This window comes from Mesorhizobium sp. M1182 (assembly GCF_040318335.1).
Taxonomy (GTDB): Bacteria; Pseudomonadota; Alphaproteobacteria; order Rhizobiales; family Rhizobiaceae; genus Mesorhizobium.
The window spans coordinates 155,168-173,137 of the sequence record NZ_JAMYMD010000003.1; the positions used below are offsets into that span (position 1 = coordinate 155,168).

20 protein-coding genes and 1 tRNA gene are annotated in these 17,970 nt (G+C 61.6%); 6 read left to right on the plus strand and 15 right to left on the minus strand.

The window, feature by feature from the left end:
* Nucleotides 1–3: 3 nt before the first annotated feature.
* From phoB to pstS, 6 genes are read right to left on the minus strand one after another with little or no spacing between them, the layout of a single operon-like run.
* Entirely contained in the window at nucleotides 4–693 is a 690-nt protein-coding gene (gene phoB / locus NKH33_RS05660; protein WP_031212149.1) for a phosphate regulon transcriptional regulator PhoB, read from the minus strand.
* A gap of 16 nt (nucleotides 694–709) precedes the next feature.
* The gene (phoU, locus tag NKH33_RS05665) at nucleotides 710–1,417 is read right to left on the minus strand and encodes a phosphate signaling complex protein PhoU (protein ID WP_023678534.1); all 708 of its coding nucleotides are present in this window, start codon (nucleotides 1,415–1,417) and stop codon (nucleotides 710–712) included.
* Between the two features lie 32 nt (nucleotides 1,418–1,449).
* The gene (gene pstB / locus NKH33_RS05670; protein WP_254816571.1) at nucleotides 1,450–2,253 is read right to left on the minus strand and encodes a phosphate ABC transporter ATP-binding protein PstB; all 804 of its coding nucleotides are present in this window, start codon (nucleotides 2,251–2,253) and stop codon (nucleotides 1,450–1,452) included.
* Nucleotides 2,250–3,101: a phosphate ABC transporter permease PstA gene (gene pstA / locus NKH33_RS05675; protein ID WP_352918436.1), complete on the minus strand. Its 852-nt coding sequence runs from the start codon at nucleotides 3,099–3,101 to the stop codon at nucleotides 2,250–2,252. The genes pstB and pstA overlap by 4 nt, the downstream gene beginning before the upstream one ends.
* Before the next feature lie 3 nt (nucleotides 3,102–3,104).
* Entirely contained in the window at nucleotides 3,105–4,094 is a 990-nt protein-coding gene (gene pstC / locus NKH33_RS05680; RefSeq protein ID WP_352634128.1) for a phosphate ABC transporter permease subunit PstC, read from the minus strand.
* Nucleotides 4,095–4,153: 59 nt separating this feature from the next.
* Nucleotides 4,154–5,215 carry a phosphate ABC transporter substrate-binding protein PstS gene (gene pstS, locus NKH33_RS05685; protein ID WP_352685935.1) on the minus strand — a complete coding sequence of 354 codons (1,062 nt, stop codon included), beginning with the start codon at nucleotides 5,213–5,215 and terminating at the stop codon, nucleotides 4,154–4,156.
* A gap of 654 nt (nucleotides 5,216–5,869) precedes the next feature.
* Between pstS and NKH33_RS05690 the strand changes: the two genes are divergently transcribed.
* Nucleotides 5,870–6,223, plus strand: coding sequence for a hypothetical protein (locus NKH33_RS05690; protein WP_352540241.1), 354 nt, complete (start codon nucleotides 5,870–5,872; stop codon nucleotides 6,221–6,223).
* Nucleotides 6,224–6,306: 83 nt separating this feature from the next.
* Here NKH33_RS05690 and NKH33_RS05695 read toward each other — a convergent pair whose 3' ends face one another.
* Complete coding sequence (locus NKH33_RS05695) at nucleotides 6,307–7,278, minus strand: DUF2865 domain-containing protein (RefSeq protein WP_352540242.1); 972 nt, start codon at nucleotides 7,276–7,278, stop codon at nucleotides 6,307–6,309.
* Nucleotides 7,279–7,611: 333 nt separating this feature from the next.
* Between NKH33_RS05695 and NKH33_RS05700 the strand changes: the two genes are divergently transcribed.
* Nucleotides 7,612–7,827 carry a hypothetical protein gene (locus NKH33_RS05700; RefSeq protein WP_352768213.1) on the plus strand — a complete coding sequence of 72 codons (216 nt, stop codon included), beginning with the start codon at nucleotides 7,612–7,614 and terminating at the stop codon, nucleotides 7,825–7,827.
* Nucleotides 7,828–7,964: 137 nt separating this feature from the next.
* Here NKH33_RS05700 and tolA read toward each other — a convergent pair whose 3' ends face one another.
* From tolA to NKH33_RS05720, 4 genes are all read right to left on the minus strand, one after another.
* Nucleotides 7,965–8,369, minus strand: a complete 405-nt coding sequence (tolA, locus tag NKH33_RS05705) for a cell envelope integrity protein TolA (protein WP_352471136.1) — start codon at nucleotides 8,367–8,369, stop codon at nucleotides 7,965–7,967.
* 364 nt (nucleotides 8,370–8,733) lie between these two features.
* The gene (locus NKH33_RS05710; protein ID WP_352918438.1) at nucleotides 8,734–9,600 is read right to left on the minus strand and encodes a glutathione S-transferase family protein; all 867 of its coding nucleotides are present in this window, start codon (nucleotides 9,598–9,600) and stop codon (nucleotides 8,734–8,736) included.
* A 27-nt stretch (nucleotides 9,601–9,627) separates the two neighbouring features.
* Nucleotides 9,628–10,209: a VOC family protein gene (locus tag NKH33_RS05715; RefSeq protein WP_352540244.1), complete on the minus strand. Its 582-nt coding sequence runs from the start codon at nucleotides 10,207–10,209 to the stop codon at nucleotides 9,628–9,630.
* A gap of 418 nt (nucleotides 10,210–10,627) precedes the next feature.
* Nucleotides 10,628–11,068, minus strand: a complete 441-nt coding sequence (locus NKH33_RS05720) for an SRPBCC family protein (RefSeq protein ID WP_352918440.1) — start codon at nucleotides 11,066–11,068, stop codon at nucleotides 10,628–10,630.
* A gap of 115 nt (nucleotides 11,069–11,183) precedes the next feature.
* Here NKH33_RS05720 and NKH33_RS05725 point away from each other — a divergent pair, with 115 nt between their 5' ends.
* Nucleotides 11,184–12,251 carry an adenylate/guanylate cyclase domain-containing protein gene (locus NKH33_RS05725; RefSeq protein WP_352703759.1) on the plus strand — a complete coding sequence of 356 codons (1,068 nt, stop codon included), beginning with the start codon at nucleotides 11,184–11,186 and terminating at the stop codon, nucleotides 12,249–12,251.
* Between the two features lie 512 nt (nucleotides 12,252–12,763).
* Here the strand turns inward: NKH33_RS05725 and NKH33_RS05730 are convergent.
* The 3 genes from NKH33_RS05730 to NKH33_RS05740 all read right to left on the minus strand — a co-directional run bounded on the left by NKH33_RS05730 (nucleotide 12,764) and on the right by NKH33_RS05740 (nucleotide 13,716).
* A tRNA-Glu gene (locus NKH33_RS05730) sits at nucleotides 12,764–12,838 on the minus strand.
* 90 nt (nucleotides 12,839–12,928) lie between these two features.
* Nucleotides 12,929–13,336, minus strand: a complete 408-nt coding sequence (locus NKH33_RS05735; RefSeq protein WP_352918442.1) for a VOC family protein — start codon at nucleotides 13,334–13,336, stop codon at nucleotides 12,929–12,931.
* Complete coding sequence (locus tag NKH33_RS05740) at nucleotides 13,333–13,716, minus strand: fimbrial protein (protein ID WP_352540246.1); 384 nt, start codon at nucleotides 13,714–13,716, stop codon at nucleotides 13,333–13,335. The genes NKH33_RS05735 and NKH33_RS05740 overlap by 4 nt, the downstream gene beginning before the upstream one ends.
* A 26-nt stretch (nucleotides 13,717–13,742) precedes the next feature.
* On the opposite strand from NKH33_RS05740, the gene NKH33_RS05745 reads away from it, so the two are divergent.
* The 3 genes from NKH33_RS05745 to NKH33_RS05755 all read left to right on the plus strand — a co-directional run bounded on the left by NKH33_RS05745 (nucleotide 13,743) and on the right by NKH33_RS05755 (nucleotide 16,839).
* Nucleotides 13,743–14,783 carry an RluA family pseudouridine synthase gene (locus tag NKH33_RS05745; RefSeq protein WP_352471142.1) on the plus strand — a complete coding sequence of 347 codons (1,041 nt, stop codon included), beginning with the start codon at nucleotides 13,743–13,745 and terminating at the stop codon, nucleotides 14,781–14,783.
* Between the two features lie 187 nt (nucleotides 14,784–14,970).
* Entirely contained in the window at nucleotides 14,971–15,882 is a 912-nt protein-coding gene (gene rpoH, locus NKH33_RS05750; protein WP_023678514.1) for an RNA polymerase sigma factor RpoH, read from the plus strand.
* A gap of 447 nt (nucleotides 15,883–16,329) precedes the next feature.
* On the plus strand, nucleotides 16,330–16,839 hold the full coding sequence (locus NKH33_RS05755) for a hypothetical protein (protein ID WP_352918444.1): 510 nt from the start codon (nucleotides 16,330–16,332) through the stop codon (nucleotides 16,837–16,839).
* 182 nt (nucleotides 16,840–17,021) lie between these two features.
* Here the strand turns inward: NKH33_RS05755 and NKH33_RS05760 are convergent, their stop codons facing one another.
* On the minus strand, nucleotides 17,022–17,894 hold the full coding sequence (locus tag NKH33_RS05760) for an MBL fold metallo-hydrolase (RefSeq protein ID WP_352471144.1): 873 nt from the start codon (nucleotides 17,892–17,894) through the stop codon (nucleotides 17,022–17,024).
* Between the last annotated feature and the right edge of the window lie 76 nt (nucleotides 17,895–17,970).

Sequence of the window (17,970 nt, forward strand, 5' to 3'; positions counted from 1 at the left end):
GGGTCAATCTTCCCTGATCGCATAGCCGGCGCCGCGGATGGTGCGGATGACATCCGGCATCCGGCCGTTGTTGACGGCTTTGCGCAGCCGCCCGACATGCACGTCGACGGTGCGTTCGTCGATGTAGATTGTCTCCCCCCAGACATTATCGAGTAACTGGCTGCGCGAGAAGACACGGCCCGGATGCCGCATCATGAACTCGAGCAGCCGGAATTCGGTCGGCCCGAGCCTGATTTCGCTCTTCTTGCGATAGACCCTGTGCGATTCGCGATCGAGCACGATGTCGCCGACCTTCAGCACGCTGGACAGCACTTCCGGCTTGGCGCGCCGCAGCAGCGCCTTGACCCTGGCCATGAATTCCGGTGTCGAAAACGGCTTGACCAGATAGTCGTCGGCGCCGGTCGAAAGACCGCGCACCCGGTCGCTCTCCTCGCCGCGCGCGGTCAGCATGATGATCGGCAGCCGCTCGGTTTCGGGGCGCACCCGCAACCGACGACAGAGCTCGATGCCGGAAACCGCTGGTATCATCCAGTCGAGCACCAAAAGGTCGGGCACATTCTCCTGCAAACGGATCTCGGCTTCGTCGCCGCGTGTCACCACCTCGACCTGGTAGCCTTCGGATTCGAGATTGTAGCGGAGCAGCACACCCAACGGCTCCTCGTCCTCCACCACCATTATGCGTGGTGCGATCATCGGCTGGGCACCCCCATCATGTCACCGGTGCGGACATTGTCGTTTCGTCCTGCTTCGGACGATTGACCGGCAATTGCTCGCCGGTCAGCACATAATACGCATTTTCGGCGATGTTGGTGACATGGTCGCCGATCCGCTCCAGATTCTTGGCGCAGAACAGCAGGTGCGTGCAAGCGGTGATGTTGCGCGGATCTTCCATCATGTAGGTCAACAGCTCGCGGAACACGGACGTGTATTTAACGTCGATGCGCTCGTCGGCGGCACGAAGCTTGGCCAACGCGGCCGCATCGCCTGCAGCATATTCCTCGATGACACCCTGCACCTGGATGAGAACCAGCTGCGCCATCGCGTCGATGGAATGCGACAGGTCCCGCGGCGTGGCGCTGAGGCCGACCGCACTCACGCGCTTGGCGATATTCTTGGCAAGGTCGCCGATGCGTTCGAGGTCGCCCGCCATGCGGATCGCTCCGACCACATGGCGAAGATCGTGGGCCATCGGCTGGCGTTTGGCGATCAGGGTGATAGCGCGGTCGTCCAGTTCGCGTTGACGCGCATCCATGATGGCGTCGTCGGAAACGACGCGTTGCGCCAGCACGTTGTCGGAATTCAACAGCGCCTTGGTCGCCCCGCCGACCATCGAACCGGCGAGGTCGGCCATGTCGCGGATCAGCTTGCTGATCTGCTCGAGATCCTCGTCGAAAGAAGCGACTGTGTGTTCGCCCATGGTCCTGTCCTCATATGCATGATCGGAACGGCTCAGCCGAAGCGGCCAGTGATGTAGTCCTGCGTGCGCTTCTCGCGGGGCGACGTGAAGATCTTCTCGGTCCGGTCGAACTCGACCAGTTCACCCAGATACATGAAGGCCGTCTGGCGCGACACGCGCGCCGCCTGCTGCATGTTGTGGGTGACGATGACGATCGTGTAGTCGGCTTGCAATTCGTCGATCAGTTCCTCGATCTTGGCAGTCGACAGCGGGTCGAGGGCCGAAGCCGGTTCGTCGAGCAGAATGACTTCCGGCTTCACGGCCACGGTGCGGGCGATACAGAGCCGCTGCTGCTGGCCGCCGGATAGGCTCAAGCCGCTGGCGTTGAGCTTGTCCTTGACCTCGCTCCACAGCGCGGCGCGCTTCAACGCCTGTTCGACGCGGCCGTCCATCTCGGACTTGCCGAGGTTCTCGTAGAGCCTGACGCCGAAGGCGATGTTCTCGTAGATCGACATCGGGAACGGCGTCGGCTTCTGGAACACCATGCCGATCTTGGTCCTGAGGAGGTTGAGATCCTGCGACCGGTCGAGAATGTTCTTGCCGTCGAGCAGCACCTGGCCCTCGGCCGTCTGTTTTGGGTAGAGCTCATAGATGCGGTTGAACACACGCAGCAGCGTCGATTTCCCGCAGCCCGAAGGGCCGATGAAGGCCGTGACGCTGCGCTCGGGCAGCGACAGGCTGATGTCCTTCAGCGCCTTGCTCTGGCCGTAGTAGAAGTTGAGATTCTTGACCTCGATCTTCGTCTTCTCGGTGACCGTTTCGGTCATCGTCATGTCTGGGGACAACATCTGTGTCATCTGTCCTCTCTGCGTCCGGTAAGGCTGCGGGCGAGGATGCTCAAGCCCAGAACCGTCAGGGTGATTATGAGTGCGCCGGTCCACGCCAGTTGCTGCCATTCCTCGTAAGGGCTGAGAGCGAACTGGAAGATGGTCACCGGCAGGCTGGCCATCGGCGCGTTGATATTGCTGCTCCAGAACTGGTTGTTGAGCGCGGTGAAGAGCAGCGGCGCCGTCTCGCCGGAAATGCGTGCTATCGCCAGCAATATGCCGGTGACGATGCCGGACAATGCGGCGCGGTAGGCGACCGAACGGATCACCACCCAGCGTGGCGCGCCGATCGCGGCACCGGCTTCACGCAACGCGTTCGGCACCAGGTTGAGCATGTCTTCAGTGGTGCGCACGACCACCGGAATGACCAGGATGGCAAGCGCAACGGCGCCGGCAATGGCCGAGAAATGTCCCATTGGCCGCACCATCAGCTCATAGACAAACAAGCCTATGATGATCGACGGCGCCGACAACAGGATGTCGTTGATGAAGCGGACGACGGTGGTGATGCGCGAAAAGCGTCCATACTCGGCCATGTAGGTTCCCGCCAGCACGCCGATCGGCGTGCCGACGACAACGGCGATGATCGTCATCAGCAGGCTGCCCGTGATGGCATTGAGCAAGCCGCCGGCCTCGCCCGGTGGTGGCGTCATCTCGGTGAAGACCGCGAGCGAAAGCCCGGCTATGCCCTTATAGACCAACGCGCCGAGAATGAGCGCCAGCCAGGCAAGCCCGATGCCGGCGGCGACGACGCAAAGCGCCATCATCACCGAATTCCTGGCTTTGCGGCGGCTGTGGAGCGATGAGGATGTCGACATCGGTCAGGCTCCCGTACGGGCGTCGATCCGCATCAGCATATAGCGGGCGGCGGCGAGGATCAGGAAGGTGATGACGAAGAGGATCAGGCCGAGCGAAACCAGCGAGGAGGTGTAGAGGTCGCCGTCGGCCTCGGTGAATTCATTGGCGATGGTCGCCGAGATCGTCGTGCCCGGCGCGAACAGGGAGGCACTGATGCGATGTGCGTTGCCGATGACGAAAGTCACCGCCATGGTTTCGCCGAGTGCCCGGCCGAGGCCAAGCATGACGCCGCCCATGATACCGATGCGGGTATAGGGAATGACCACGCGCCGGGTCACTTCCCAGGTCGTGCAACCGATGCCATAGGCCGATTCCTTCAGCACCGCCGGCACCGTATCGAAGACGTCCTTGGTGATCGAGGTGATGAAGGGCAGCACCATGATGGCGAGGATCAGCGCCGAGGTCAGAAGGCCGATGCCGTAAGGAGGGCCGGCGAAAAGGCTGGATAGTCCCGGCACGCCGTGGAAGATGTTGATGATGAAGGGCTGTATCGTCGTCTGCAGGAACGGCGCGAACACGAACAGGCCCCAGATGCCGTAGATGATCGAAGGAATGCCGGCCAACAGCTCGACCGCTATGCCGATAGGACGCCTGAGCGGGCGCGGGCAGAGCTCGGTGAGAAAGATTGCAATGCCGATGCCGATCGGAACCGCGATCAGGATGGCAATGGCCGCCGTCACCAGCGTGCCGTAGATCGGCGCCAGTGCGCCAAATTTTTCCGTAACGGGATTCCAGCTCTCAGTCGTCAGGAAAGAAAAACCGAACGACGACAGCGCCTGCCATGAGCCGGCAAACAGCGAGATGGCGACACCGCCGAGGATGACCAGCACAAGGATTGCGGAAGCGCGGGTGAGTCCGCGGAATATGGCATCTGTGAGCGCGAAGCGCCGCACAGTAGCTTCCCTGGCCCGGGCTGCTGCAGATGATGGCATGGCATCGGAAGCGATGGTCATTGGGTCCTCGCGATTAAAGGCAACAGGGAGGGCGCCATCGACGCCCTCCCTGGAGGAGATTACATAGCCGAGTAGAGCGGCTTGCCGTCGTCGCCGACGACTTCCTTGGCCCACATGGCCTTGACGCTCTCAACCACCTTGTCGGGCATCGGAACGTAGTCCAGCTCGCCGGCCATCTCGTCGCCCTTGTCGTATGCCCAGGCGAAGAATTTGAGCGCTTCGCCGGTGGTCGCGGCATCATCCGGCTTCTTGTAGAGCAGGATCCACGTTGCCGCCGTCATCGGCCAGGACTCGGCGCCCGGCTCGTTGGCGAGGATGACGCCATAGCCCGGCTGCGAGCTCCAGTCGGCATTGGCCGCTGCCGCCGAGAACCCCGCCGCGGTGGGCTCGACCTTCTTGCCGTCCTTGTTGATCATATCGGTGTGGGTGAGCTTGTTCTGCTTGGCGTAGGCATATTCGACATAACCGATCGCGCCGCCGGTCTGGGAGACGTTGTTGGCAACGCCCTCATTGCCCTTGGCGCCGATGCCGACCGGCCATTCCACGGCCTTGTCGACGCCGACCTTTTCTTTCCAGACCGCGCTGACGTCGCCGAGGTAATAGGTGAAGTTGAACGTCGTGCCCGAACCATCGGAACGGTGAACGACCGCGATCGCCTGCGAAGGCAGCTTGACGTCGGGATTGAGCTTCTTGATCGCTTCGTCATCCCAGCTCGTGATCTTGCCGAGGAAGATGTCGGCCAGCGTCGGGCCGTCGAGAACCAACTCGCCCGGCTTGATGCCTTCGAGATTGACGACGGGAACGATGCCGCCCATCACCATCGGGAACTGAGCCAGTCCGGTCGCTTCAAGCTCGTCGCCCTTGAGCGGCGCATCCGAAGCGCCGAAGGTAACGGTCTTGGCCTTGATCTGCTTGATGCCGCCGCCGGAACCGATCGACTGGTAGTTAAGGCCAACGCCGGTGTCTTTCTTGTAGGTGTCGGCCCACTTCGCATAGATCGGGTAGGGGAAGGTGGCGCCGGCGCCGGAGATGTCCGCGGCGAGCGCGGCGGACAGGGTGAGGGTGGTCGTCGCCGCAGCCATTGCAATCGCAACGGCCGCCGAGCGGATGAAATGTCTCATGTGGCCTGCTCCTGTTCGGAATATGGTCTCTCGGCGCCATTCCTCCGGCGCCCGCTGAGGCCAATAGCCCCCGATTATTACAGTCGCATGACAGTTTCATGTCGCTCCGGTAACGACGTCCAGCCGGGTTAAGAAGGAGCGGCCGCGGGCTTTTGTCGGCATGGGCCGCGGTTTGCCGCTGGAATCAGCAGCTTGCGTGAATTCCGGCCGGCATCGTCTGCTCGGCGATCGCAGCCACCGGCTTTAAAAGAAAAAAGCCGGACGGGAGCGCGTTGCATGCAGCCAGAACGTGTCATGGCCGCGCCATCGCCGAAACAGGTCCGTTGGGGTAAATCTGACCCTGTTTCTTGCCGGCGGTCGCTGCTCCCGCCCGTAACTGGAGGAGCGGAACTTCGAATATCCCATTGTCGCCACTGAGCGCGGCTTTGGTATGGTGCGATCGCACCATGGCCTTACGCTGGAAGCGTTGACGAATCGCAAGGTTCTAACTCGCGCTGGACCTCCATCCGCGCCCGACCCGGCGCTCGATCTTCGAGCAACGCCTTCCACTGGAAGTGCGACGACTTCTACTTCACGGTATCTACTCCCTTCGCCCTATTCCGCGGGTTGTCGGTTAGGCCGAAGCAGCGTTATAAGCTTGCAGGGGTATTGCTGATGTCTCGACGGATTCTGCCTGTCTTCCTGTGCCTGGCGCTGCCTCTGGGAAGCGGCTGCGCGCGCAGCTATGACGGCACCGTCATCATTCCCAAGCCGCTCGATGTTCGCCGTTTCTGGGACAGGCCTTCGCCGCAGGCGCAAGCCGAACAGTCGCAACTGGAGACCGACGTCTTTCCAGTGGCGCCGCAAACGCCGAAAAGGCCGGCGGTGCGCAGGAGCGCGGCTTCCGTTGCAACGCCTCGGAGGAGGGTCACCAACAACCCGCCCATGCTGTCGCCGGAGTCGACGAAGCCGCTAACTTGCAAGAATGTCAGCGAGCCCGGTAAACGGGCCCGCATGGTCTGCGAATAACCAGCCGACGTCGGTCGATGCGCACGGCTCCAGGCCTTGAAGCGGCTATCCGGCCAGCCGTCTCGGAACATCGCCCGCCCTGGTCAGTCCGCCGGGAAAAAGGCCGGCCCGACCACTCTCACCGGCCGCGCGCCGATCGCTTTCTCGATCGACTGATGCTGGGCAGTCCCTGGCACCTCGAAAACCGACGTTTTTGCCCCTGCGAGAGCCGCACCGGCAGTTTCGATCCCGGATTCAGGAATTTCCGCGACGACGCCAAGATCCGGCTTTGCGGTCGGCAACGGAATGATGGCGTTGCTCATGTTGGCCGGTGTCACGGTTCGTGCCCTGAGTTCGGCAACGCGCTGGTAATAGCGCTTGACGTCACAGGCCTTGAAGTTCGCGTCGTCGCGGTACCGGAACGCGGCAGGTAGCTCCACATAGGGTTTTCCCGACTCGAGCGCGACCATCTCCTCGGTCTCGCGAGTGGCGTCGCTCAGCGTATAGAGGTCGACGCCGGCATCGTCGCAGATGTAGCGACACTGATCGACCGTTTCCTTCAGATCGTCGCTCTTGGCGAACTGCGATTTTGGCGCGGGGAAGAAATATCCGTCCGACAAGCGAACGCAAAACAGCATCCGATTGCCGCCAATTGTTGTGCCTGCGGACTGGGCCTTGGGTGCCGGGCGTTGCTGCGCCGGCTGTTTCTTGGCAGCGGGGGCGGCGCAGCCCAGCGCGACAAACCTGGCCTTCAGTCCGGACGTGTCCCTGCTCGAATTCGACAGTCTGGCGATCTGCCGTTGCACCTCCGCCTTGCTGCTGACCAGGTCGGCGCAGGGATTGAAGAAGAAGCCGGCGGTTTTCGCTGCGCATCTGCGTTGTCTCTCAAGCTTTTGAATCGCGGCGAGTTGCCGGCGCAGTTGGGCAAGCTCGGGGCTGGTCCCGCCGCTGCGCCCCGCCGAAAGCAATTGGCTCCTGATGGCACCGCAGCTATCCGCGTAGGAGAAGGATGTGCCGAGCGCAACGGCTATTGCCGACACCAGCATCAGAATCGTGAGGGGCCAGAAGCGTGTCATTGGAACGACCATTATCCTTGTTGCACCGAGAACATGATTTCTTTGTCGACTATGGATAAGTACTAGCTAAATCAGTTTTTCCTAATTGAAGTAGATCAAACCGCCACCAGAGACTTTAGCTCTAGTGTATTAGATCTACTCGTGTAAATTCAATATTACATTTTTATTTCAAGATTGAGACGAACCGGCAGCAACGCCGGCGGACGCCCGCCACGGCGAAGTTTGATGCGCGCGGCGGGTTCGGCATCGCGATCAATCCGGCGTTACCGGCCGGCCGTCGCTGAAACCTTAGCCCTGGGATCGGCGTTGAGCGGCCAAAGGAGGAGACCGCAAATGTCGATCCACTTCACTGTCGCGGACCTGACCAGGAATCTGTTCCATTCACTTTGGTTGGACCATGAACGCGCACCGAGGCCACTCGACCACGAGCAGAGGCTTTTGCTGGAGTGCTATCTCGCCGGCCAGATACCGGAATCGGCTTGGAGCGACTATGTCTTCGAGGTGCCGGAACTGGCGCGACATGTCGAGGCGAGACGAAGGCGCCACTAAAGCGCATCGCGGTCGACCGGGCGTCATGCGACGCGCTTAGGTTCTTGTCTAATGCATGTCGTTGTCGCAAAACCGCTGCACGCTTTTGCGCGACATGCATTAGGTCCCGAAAAGTGGAATCCGGTTGTCGGAAAAGATCAAGGCGAAGCCTTCACTCGCGGTGCAGCCTGTTCTTGTTTGGGCGAGTTGAATTGCAGAGTGAACACCTTGCCCGGGATGCCTTCAGCCAGCGCCGGTGAAAAGCTCAACGGCAGGCAATGGTCCACGGCCGCGACCGCCGCGTCGACAAAAGCTTGGCGCGTCTTCTCCTCGCCGGCGACGCGGATGGCGGTCGGCTTGGGCCGGCCGATCAGCGTGCCATCGCGCCTGAAGCTGAAGCTCAGGGTGACGGTGGAATTCCCGGCATTCGCCGGAGGGGTCCAGCACGCCTGGATGGCAGCCCCGACCTCGGGCATGGTGTTGAGCGTCGCTGCATTCGATTGACCGGCTGCACCCGCCAGCATGGCGCCTGCAATCACCATCATTCCAGCAATGCTTTTCATGACAGGGCCTCTGTCCTTGAACCGCCATCGAGGACGGGACTACTTCGATGGTAGGGCCCACATCGGCGATGGCAAGATGCCGGCAACGCGCTTCATCAGCCATTCAGGCGTCGTGAAGCGCCGTCAGCCGCAAACTTCGGCAGGGCTGCAATAAGCAAAGGCCGGCGAGCAGCCGACCTTTGCTTTCCATCCGCGCCAGTACATCCGTGGTCGCAAGCTGGAGGTGGATACCAGTAGAAAGGGTTTCGGTTAACGAAACCTTAAGCTCCCCACATCGTGCAAACAGGGGAGAGTAAGAAAGAATTACCTCAGATCATTACCGGCTCCCGCAGAACGTGCGGACGATCGCCGGCCTGCACGTGCCTCAGGCGTTGGCCTGCGACCGCACATAGGCGATATAGCCGCGCACGTCGCCGGCCGGCTCAGCATAGGCCTTGCCGAGCTTCTTCTCGATCGCCGCCATATAGTCTTTTGCCCATTGGGGCAGCGCATAGTCGATGACGGCGAGGAATTCGAGCGTCGCCGCCAGGCGGATGTCGGCGATCGACGGGTTCTTGCCGCCGATGAACGGCTTGCCGTTCCTGAAGAAGCTGTGAAACACCTCCAGCGGCTCGGCTATCGCTTCTATAGCGGCCTTCTGGGCTTCCGACTTCTTGTCGGGGTGGGCGTCGCTGTGGCCGACCTCGCCGGCATATTGCGGGAAATTCAGCACAGGATATGTGGCGCGCGCCACATAGGGGTAGAGCGTCCCGATCAGGTAGAACATGGCACTGTCGATCATTGCCCGCTTGGCCGGCGCCTTGGGATATAGTTTCTCCAGCCCGTGCTTGTTGGCGAGGTACTGCATAATGGCGCAGCTTTCCCACAAGACACCTCTCGGCAGGCCCTTGTCCTCGATCATCGGCGTCAGATGGGCCGGGTTTCGCGCCATGTATTCGGGCGAGCGCGTGAGACCCCATACGTCGGTCTCGGAATGATCGAGCCCGGCGGCGCGTGCAAACACCCGAACGCTCATATTGTTGACGCTGGGCTTCAGCATGCTGAGCGAGAGCGCGGGCTTTTTCGCCGGTTTCGCCTTGGCCATCGGCGCCAGCTTCTTGGCGGAGACCTTGGCCGCCGGCTTTGCCACTTTCGCCGCTGACTTGGCGGCGGCTTTGGCCGCCGGCTTCGCTCCTGGCCTGGCTGCCTTGGCGGCGGGCTTTTTCGCACTCTTCGTTGCTGTCTTTGCCATTATGTCCTCCCTTTGTTTGGCGTGTCGTCAGTATGGATTTTTCGGTGCGCGATCCTCCGACAAGGTCGTGCGCGAGCGCTCGACAAGCGCCTGGATCGCATCGGCAAGGTGCACTTCGGCGATGTTGTAGTCGCCGCGCGCGACGCGGATCTTGTGCGCCTGCATCAGCACGTCGGCATGGGTGAAGCCCGCCGGTGGTTCGAAACGGTAGGAGGCGAGTTCGATCAGCAGGCCGAGCGGATCCTCGAAATAGATCGAGTCCATGAAGCCGCGATCCTTGACGCCGCTGTGCTTGATGGCGCGCTCGTCGAGCCGGGCAACCGCCTGCAGAAAGGTGACGCGCGACACCGCAAAAGCGATATGATGGACGCAGCCGGTGTCGGTCGGCGTGCGCCGCTTGACCGGCGTGCGGCTTTCGTCGGTGAAGACGGTGATCAGCCGGCCGTCGCCCGGATCGAAATAGAGATGGCTTTCGCTTGCCTTATCGAGATTGGGCTGCTCGAAGATGAAAGGCATGCCAAGCACGCCCTCCCAGAAATCGATGGAAGTCTGGCGACCGGCCCCGACCAGCGTGATGTGATGGACGCCTTGCGATTGCAGCTTTTGCATCTGACTCCTCCCGGCCACGCCGTCTTGCCGCCGAACGGAAGTTCGGATGCCCAGCCGCGCTTGGATCGGCGCCCGGCATGTGACCGCGCCCGGCCTCGCTCGCCTGCGCTCCGCATTCCGCATCCTGCAGGAGTGCGGCCGGAGCTTTGATGAACGGATGCTAATTCAATCCGAGGCGTTGCGCCAGAAGCGCTGAGTTTCAAGAACTCCACGCAGGCGCCAAGAGCGGCACCGGGATCGCGGACGCCTTCGCCGAGCTCGCTGAAACGACCCGTCGCCGGCAGCTGTAGTGGTGCGGCGGCCCGCAGGTCGCTGGGTTTCCCGAGCGCCGGTTTGGCGACGGCAGGTCAAAGGGGCCCTCGTTGACGCATGCCGCGCCTGGTTCGGATTACGGGCATCCGCGGCCCTTAGATGAAAATCACATATTCTTCATCGGCACGTCGGGATCGACATGTCCCCCATCGGCAGTGATCTTCAGCCTTGAGAGGTAGTGCTCCCATCCCCTTCGGTGGCTGTCACGCTCCTTTGCGTTCGGCAGTCCGCTGTGCGTGAAGCGGATCAGTGTCCCCGCATCCCTCGCGATCAGGTCGATCTCGACATGACTGGAGCCGGGCGGCACGGTCTCGTTGTCTTCCCAGCCAAAACTGTAGGCAAGACGGTGGACCGGGATCACTTCGGTGAACTCACCGCGCGCCATATGGCGACCACCGACATTGACGAGGAACAGACCGCCCGGCGTTGCATCCAAATTCGCTTCGGTCCCGATCCATCGCACGATCTGGTCCGGATCCGTCAAAAGCGCGAACACGGTCGCTTGTGGCGCGGCGACCTCAATCTCTGTGTAAACCGATTGCGCCATCGCTCACTCCAGGTCACATCCGCATCGAATACCTGCATGATTGAAGCGAATGTGGGGAGTTGCAAGAAGATGTTCGAGGCGTAAGCATAAGCCGGTGCCGAGTGACCTTCTACCCATGCTTCTCGCAAAGTCGCTTTCATTCCTTCTGGACGACGCCGCGCATATTGGCGACGGTGGGCGACTTCTATTGCAGCTCTCAACGCATTTGATTGAAGACGGCTTGCCGATCATCGCCGGCGCGCTGGCGCAGGATGCTCCCGACCCGATTATCTCACGCCGCATCTGGCTCTGGCGAGCGCCTGGGGGTGAAGTGGTCGAGGCTTTGGGGATAGGCGCCGACCGCCAGAATGCCGATCCCCGGCTCGTGCTGCGGGAGTGGCTTGGCACGACGCGGGCGATCGTGTTCGACGAGCGAGCGGGCGGTGTCGCACCGACTTTGGTGTGGGCGTTCGATCATACTCCGGATGAGGCGCAGTCAGAGCTGCTGCGGCAAATCTCCCGGTTTGCTGCGGCTCCGATGACCGCACTCGCAGAACGGTCCGCGAAACGCGCATTGCTCGAGGCATATTTGGGAAAGCGCAGTGCAGCACATGTGCTCAACGGTCATTCTCGTCGAGTAAAGGGAGAGACGATACGGGCTGCGCTTCTGTGCGCGGACCTTCGAGGTTTCACCGATCTATCCGAGGTTCATGATGCAGACGAGATCGTATTGGTACTTGATGCCTGGTTCGATTGCGTCGCCGGCGCGGTGCACGCATTTGGTGGTGAGGTTCTCAAGTTTATAGGTGATGGCGTCCTCGCGATTTTCCCGATTGGCGAGCGCGATGCAAATGCCGCATGTGACGCGGCGGTACGCGCCGTGAAGGCCACGCGCGCCGGGATAGATCATCTCAACCAAACTCGGCGCCGCAATGGCGGCCCTGAGCTCGGATATGGCATTGGCCTGCATGTCGGCGAGATACTCTGGGGGAATATCGGCACTGCCGGCAGGCTGGACTTCACCGCGATCGGCAAGGCTGTAAATCTTGTCAGCCGCATCGAGGGGCTGTGCAAGCCGTTGGGACGGACGGTGCTCGCGTCGACAGTGTTCGAGGCAGAAACTACCGAGCGGATGATCGCCATGGGCAGTCATCCGCTCGGAGGAATAGCAGGCGCGCAAACACTTTTCGGCTTGCCGGAATAGATCGAATGGTTGAGCCCGCCGTGGATGTGTCGTTCGCAGCATATCTTGGTATCGTGCGAAGCCATGACTGAGAGAAATTCGAACGGCAAAGAAGCTACGATACTGCAACTGGAGTATGGCGCGTTTAGAGCCCAGCCATGCGCGTCGCGCGCAGCTTTCGCTGGCCGGTGCTAAGGGCCTTCCCGGCATCCACCCTTCGAGGGAGAGGCGCCTTCGCCGAGCTCGCCAAAACGACCCGCCGCCGGCAGCTGTAGCTCAGGTCGGCTCCAGGCAGTGCCGACCAGCGTGATGGACGCCTTGCGATTGTAGTTTCTGTATCTGGCTCCTCCCCGCGTGGCATCGACTGCCCTGTTCAGCGCGACGTTCTGCGCGCCGCTAACGCTGTGCCTCAAGACCCACGATGCAATGCTAATGCAATCGGCTCCGCTGCGCCAGAAGCGGCAATGAGCCAAACCCGCCGCGACCCAAGGCGATGGATCGGATTGATGGTTTGCCGAGAGCTGGGAGAGACTTGGTACGCCCAAGGGGAATCGAACCCCTGTTCCCGCCGTGAGAGGGCGGTGTCCTGACCGCTAGACGATGGGCGCGTTCAAGAACCGGCGATATAGGCTGACGGCTGGCAAAAAGCAACTAGGCTTAAGGCTGCCGATCGCGCCGGTGAAGTATCCGCTGCAAGCCTAGCTTTTTGGCTCGATCAGGTCCCAGAGATTTCCATAGAGATCTGCGAAAACCGCCACAGTGCCATAGGTCTCGTGCCGGGGCGCCTCACGGAACTCAACGCCCTTTTCGAGCATCAGCGCATAGTCGCGGGCAAAATCGTCGGTTTCGAGGAACAAAAAGACCCGGCCGCCGGTCTGGCCGCCGATGGCGTGCCTTTGCGCATCGCCGGATGCCTCGGCGAGAAGCAGGCGCGCACCCTGCCCGTTGCGCGGCGTGATCGTGACCCAGCGTTTGCCGCCGCCGAGATCGACATCTTCGGTGAGGACAAAACCCAGCTGGTCGACATACCACGAGATCGCCTCGTCATAATTTGCGACGACAAGCGCGACCGTGGCAATGCTGCGGTGTTCGGCAAAACCGGTCATTTGTTCCTGATCGAAAAATGGCCAACGATGCGGCGCTCGGTGATGTCATAGACGAAGATGGCGCGGCTGCCGTCGGGCAGCTCTGCGTCGATCGACAGGTGATTGCCGGACAGCGATTGGCTGATCACCCTGGCGCCGACCGGCAGCACGATGTCGCCGTTGACCGTCTCGCCGATCGGCACCTGGATGTCGCTGCTTAGCGGAGGGGCGGCAGGCGGCGCGTTGCGCGCTTTGTAGACAAGTGCCGCGATCACCACCATAAGGGCGAGGAACAGCAGGCCGAGATTGATGGCGACGAAGCGGACGAGCTTCCTCCGCACCTTTTCGACCTCGGGGTCGAGCGGCTTTTCCTCGTCTTCGTCGGCAAGCGGCCGGGCCATGGCAGCAGATTCCGGAACTGTTTTCGATGAGCGCTCATAACGAAGTGGTCAGACAATTAATAGGGGCCGGACCGATCGTCCTGGAGGCGGGCGCTGATGCGGCCGGCCAGCGGCTCGACCAATGGCTGGCGGCCAGGCTCGGCCCCGACATGTCGCGCAGCCGGGTACAGATGCTGATAAAGCAGGGCGCCGTCAGGATCGGCGGCAAGCCAGCCAGCGAAACGAAGCGCAAGATGGCGCAAGGTGACAGCGTGTCGGTTGATATGCCGGAGCCGGAACCAGCGGCGCCGCAAGGCGAAGATATTGCGCTGGACGTCCTCTACGAGGACAGCGAGCTGATCGTCATCAACAAGCCGGCCGGGCTGGTCGTGCATCCCGGCGCCGGCAACTGGACCGGCACGCTGGTCAACGCGCTGATCCATCATTGCGGCGACAGCCTGTCTGGCATCGGCGGGGTGAGACGGCCGGGCATCGTCCATCGCCTCGATAAGGAGACCAGCGGCGTCATGGTCGTCGCCAAGACCGATCGCGCCCACAAGGCGTTGTCGGAGGCCTTTGCCGACCACGGCCTGACCGGCGATCTCGAGCGCGCCTATCTGGCGTTGGTCTGGGGCATACCGGCAAGGCCGACCGGGACGGTCGACGCGCCGCTCGGCCGCGCCGCCGACCGGGTACGCCGCGCTGTGGTGCCGCAAGGCCGCGACGATGCCCGCCACGCCGTCACGCATTTCACCGTCGTTGAGCGCTTTGGCGAGCAGCAGCAGGAATTCGCCACGGCGAGCCTGGTCGAATGCCGACTGGAAACCGGTCGCACTCACCAGATACGCGTCCACATGGCCCATATCGGCCATCCGGTGATTGGCGACCCCGAATACGGCCAGGCTTTCCGCACCAAGGCCAATCGGTTGCCCGAGCCGCTAAGAAGCGAGGTAAAGGCGTTTCCGCGACAAGCTTTGCACGCCCGCCTCCTTGCATTTCGCCATCCCGATACCCATCTAACGATGAGGTTCGAAGCACCGATACCGTGGGACATGGAGGAACTCGTCGACGGCTTCCGCAAGCTCTGAACCAACCACCTGAAAACCTGACCGGCGTTGTTCACTTCAACGTGACACACTGTTTCGTGTTGAACAAATGCCTGTCTTTCTGGTTTTGTTCCTATATATGTCGGTTGGCGCGAATGTGCCTTTGGCATTCGCGCCACATGCCCGCCGCGTTTCGGGGGCATCACTCCAATAGAGAGGGGGCGCTATCATGGCCCAGTCATTACCCAGTATCGTTTCCGGCGAAGGCGGTCTCAGCCGCTACCTGGAAGAAATCCGCCGCTTTCCGATGCTTCAGCCGCAGGAAGAGTACATGCTCGCCAAGCGCTATGCCGAGCATGAGGACACCACAGCTGCGCACAAGCTCGTCACCAGCCACCTTCGGCTCGTCGCCAAGATCGCCATGGGCTATCGCGGCTATGGCCTGCCGATCGGCGAGGTGATCTCGGAAGGCAATGTCGGCCTGATGCAGGCCGTCAAGAAATTCGAACCGGAGCGCGGCTTCCGTCTCGCCACCTATGCGATGTGGTGGATCAAGGCCTCGATCCAGGAATACATCCTGCGCTCGTGGAGCCTGGTCAAGATGGGCACCACCGCCAACCAGAAGCGCCTGTTCTTCAACCTGCGCAAGGTGAAGGGCAAGATCCAGGCGCTCGACGAAGGCGATTTGAAGCCCGATCAGATCACCGAGATTGCCACCCGGCTGAACGTCTCGGAAGCGGAAGTCGTGTCGATGAACCGCCGCCTGTCGGGCGACGCCTCGCTCAATGCGCCCATCCGGGCCAGTGAAGGCGAGTCCGGCGAATGGCAGGACTGGCTGGTCGACGACCACGAAAGCCAGGAAGAGATGCTGATCGAGCAGGACGAGCTGGAAAACCGGCGCGGCATGCTGTCGGGCGCTCTTGCCGTGCTCAACGACCGCGAACGCCGCATCTTCGAGGCGCGCCGCCTCGCCGATGAGCCGTTGACGCTTGAAGAGTTGTCGGCCGAGTTCGATATCAGCCGCGAGCGCGTGCGCCAGATCGAGGTGCGCGCCTTCGAGAAGGTGCAGGACGCGGTCAAGGCCGCAGCCAAGCGCCAGACGCAGGCGCTGCGCACCATCGAGGCGCAGCCGGCGGCGTAAGGCCCTCCGGTAGAAACAAATAACGGCGGCGTCAGGTAACTGGCGCCGCCGTTTTTTTCTAAAGCGCGTCGCGTTCGGGCCGGCCTTGTGCGACGCGCTTTAGATTCTTGTTTTTATGCATGTCGTTATCGCCAAACCGCTGCACACTTTTGCGCGACATGCATTAGCGGGTTGCCGGTTCCGCGGCGCCTTCGCGGATGTCCGATCCGTCGCCCTAACTGCTCAGTAGCCTTGCCAGGCGTCCCCAGACGATCTCATTGATAGCGGCATTGTCGCAATTTTCCCCAAGCCCTGAAAACCGCAAGGCTGCAAGCTGTGGCGGCAATGTTGCGGCGCCGACCGCGGCATTCCACAACCCGGCGCTTGCGGCAGGCGGGCGCGACAACGGTCCGCCGGGCTGCGCCGGGCAGTTGAGTTCGTCTATTGGAAACGAAAGGCAGTGTCGTGATGACGATTTCTCCGTTTCTGGCCGCCCTCGGATCCGACGGTCCGCCAGCCGATCGAGCGAAAGACATGGCCCTGTATGGATGGCTAATTGGAAGCTGGGAGATGGACTCGGTCCACTACCTCGACGACGGCACAATCCAGAAATGGGATGGCGAATGCCATTTTGGCTGGGTGCTCGAAGGCCGCGCGATTCAGGACGTTTGGATCAGGCCCAAGCGCCCTGCTCCGTCCGCGATGTATGGCACAACCTTGCGCATCTTCGACCCTGGGATCGATGGCTGGCATATCATATGGAACGACCCGCTCAACCGGGATCACTCGCGCCAGATCGGGCGGGCCGAGGGTAAGGACATTGTCCAGCTCGGCAATGACTCGCGCGGTCTGCAAACTCGATGGCGTTTCACCGAGATCACTGCCACCAGCTTCCATTGGATCGGCGAGGAAAGATCTTCCGAGAGCGATCCTTGGCAAATCACGTATGAACATTTAGCCCGCCGAACAAAACCCTGACGCTCGACTGGCTGGCGTCTGCGCTGCTCCTCATCCGGCTGCCGCCACCGTCGTCCCGCATAGACCTATCGGATTCAAACATCGCAAAAATCGAATCAGGATCAATAGCTTGGATGACCATCGCAGAACGATGAGGGCGGCGCCGAGTCTGAATGGCATTGTAGTGCCAGCGACCCATCCTCTCACAGGCAATCGAGCGGAAACTTCAGATAGCGCTGCCCGTTGGATTCCGGTTCCGGCAGGCGTCCGCCATTCATATTGACCTGCAGCGCGTGCAGGATCAGCCGCGGCATCGGCAACGTCCTGTCGCGGGCTTGGCGGAGCGCGACGAAGTCGGCTTCCGTCTTGCAGCCGGCAACATGGATGTTGCCGGCTTTCTGCTCCGCGACCGTGCTTTCCCACCGCGCTTCGCGACCGCCCGGCTGGTAGTCGTGACCGACGAACAGACGTGTCTCGTCCGGCAGCGCCAGGATGTCCTCGATCGAACGCCAGAGCCGCTCGGCACTGCCGCCCGGAAAGTCTGTCCTTGCGGTGCCGCTGTCCGGCATGAACAGCGTGTCGTGGATGAAGGCGGCGTCGCCAATGACGTAAGTGATCGAGGCCAGTGTGTGGCCCGGCGAGAACAGCACTCTTGCCGCAATGCCGCCGACCGAAAAAGTTGCGCCGTTGGCGAACAGCCTGTCCCATTGCGAACCGTCGGCGGGGAATTCCGGCCAGTTGTAGATCACCTTCCACAATTTCTGGACGTCGATGACCTTCTCGCCGATTGCCGTCGGCGCTCCGGTTCTCCCCCTCAGATAATGGGCGGCGGAGAAATGATCCGCATGCGGATGCGTGTCGAGGATCCACTCGACCTCCAGCCCGCTTTCCCTGACGAAGTCGAGCAGGGCGTCGGCGTTTTTCGTTGCCGTTGCACCGGACCTTTCGTCGAAGTCGAGCACCGGATCGATGATGGCGCATTTGCGGGTCGCCATGTCGGCGACCACATACTGGACGGACCCGCTCGGCTTGTCATAGAAGCCGGTGACCTGCGACCTGGCCGATAATGCGTCCAATCCAGCCTCCTTCGCCCCTCACCACGGCAGGAAGGATTTTCTCTGCCACGGCAAATTAAAGGCATGGTTGTCCGTC

Bases quoted from the DNA above. Each gene is read 5' to 3' on its own strand.
- NKH33_RS05720 (WP_352918440.1), bottom strand. From the start codon at position 11,068: ATGGCGCAATCGGTTTACACAGAGATTGAGGTCGCCGCGCCACAAGCG.
- NKH33_RS05725 (WP_352703759.1), top strand. From the start codon at position 11,184: ATGCTTCTCGCAAAGTCGCTTTCATTCCTTCTGGACGACGCCGCGCAT.
- phoU (WP_023678534.1), bottom strand. From the start codon at position 1,417: ATGGGCGAACACACAGTCGCTTCTTTCGACGAGGATCTCGAGCAGATC.
- tolA (WP_352471136.1), bottom strand. From the start codon at position 8,369: ATGAAAAGCATTGCTGGAATGATGGTGATTGCAGGCGCCATGCTGGCG.
- NKH33_RS05735 (WP_352918442.1), bottom strand. From the start codon at position 13,336: ATGACCGGTTTTGCCGAACACCGCAGCATTGCCACGGTCGCGCTTGTC.
- NKH33_RS05740 (WP_352540246.1), bottom strand. From the start codon at position 13,716: ATGGCCCGGCCGCTTGCCGACGAAGACGAGGAAAAGCCGCTCGACCCC.
- NKH33_RS05745 (WP_352471142.1), top strand. From the start codon at position 13,743: ATGAGCGCTCATAACGAAGTGGTCAGACAATTAATAGGGGCCGGACCG.
- phoB (WP_031212149.1), bottom strand. From the start codon at position 693: ATGATCGCACCACGCATAATGGTGGTGGAGGACGAGGAGCCGTTGGGT.
- pstB (WP_254816571.1), bottom strand. From the start codon at position 2,253: ATGACACAGATGTTGTCCCCAGACATGACGATGACCGAAACGGTCACC.
- rpoH (WP_023678514.1), top strand. From the start codon at position 14,971: ATGGCCCAGTCATTACCCAGTATCGTTTCCGGCGAAGGCGGTCTCAGC.
- NKH33_RS05755 (WP_352918444.1), top strand. From the start codon at position 16,330: ATGACGATTTCTCCGTTTCTGGCCGCCCTCGGATCCGACGGTCCGCCA.
- NKH33_RS05715 (WP_352540244.1), bottom strand. From the start codon at position 10,209: ATGCAAAAGCTGCAATCGCAAGGCGTCCATCACATCACGCTGGTCGGG.
- pstS (WP_352685935.1), bottom strand. From the start codon at position 5,215: ATGAGACATTTCATCCGCTCGGCGGCCGTTGCGATTGCAATGGCTGCG.
- pstC (WP_352634128.1), bottom strand. From the start codon at position 4,094: ATGACCATCGCTTCCGATGCCATGCCATCATCTGCAGCAGCCCGGGCC.
- NKH33_RS05690 (WP_352540241.1), top strand. From the start codon at position 5,870: ATGTCTCGACGGATTCTGCCTGTCTTCCTGTGCCTGGCGCTGCCTCTG.
- NKH33_RS05695 (WP_352540242.1), bottom strand. From the start codon at position 7,278: ATGACACGCTTCTGGCCCCTCACGATTCTGATGCTGGTGTCGGCAATA.
- NKH33_RS05700 (WP_352768213.1), top strand. From the start codon at position 7,612: ATGTCGATCCACTTCACTGTCGCGGACCTGACCAGGAATCTGTTCCAT.
- NKH33_RS05710 (WP_352918438.1), bottom strand. From the start codon at position 9,600: ATGGCAAAGACAGCAACGAAGAGTGCGAAAAAGCCCGCCGCCAAGGCA.
- pstA (WP_352918436.1), bottom strand. From the start codon at position 3,101: ATGTCGACATCCTCATCGCTCCACAGCCGCCGCAAAGCCAGGAATTCG.